General features: G+C 60.2%; 1 pseudogene. It reads left to right on the top strand.

Features of this window, described 5'->3' with window-relative positions:
• Positions 1-417, top strand: a pseudogene (locus tag H6B10_RS15480) (hypothetical protein); the annotation flags it as partial.

The raw sequence follows: 417 nt of genomic DNA, 5'->3' as shown, positions 1-417 counted from the left end.
CGGCACCCGGCAGATCGGCGGTATTGCAGGCACCAACACGGTCACCGGCATCATCACCGGCTGCACGGTGAACGGCAGTGTGTACGGCGACCATTTCGTGGGCGGTATGGCCGGTCAGAACGACGGTGTCATCTCTCAATGCACCAACCAGGCCGCCATCAATACCACCGTCAACGAAAATGAAGTCAACCTGAAAGATCTCACGGTAGAGGACCTTCTCACCACCGAGCGCGCTTCCGATATTACCGATATCGGCGGCATCGCCGGCGGTTCGGCCGGTGTGGTGCGTGCCTGTATCAACCGGGGTGCCGTGGGGTATGACCATATCGGTTACAACGTGGGCGGCATTGCCGGCAGTCAGACCGGTTACATCGAAGGCTGCGTCAACAATGGTACCGTTCACGCCCGCAAGGAGGG

This window comes from Gemmiger formicilis, from assembly GCF_016901605.1.
GTDB lineage: Bacteria > Bacillota > Clostridia > Oscillospirales > Ruminococcaceae > Gemmiger > Gemmiger formicilis_B.
This window is presented reverse-complemented; position numbering and strand designations above follow the sequence as displayed.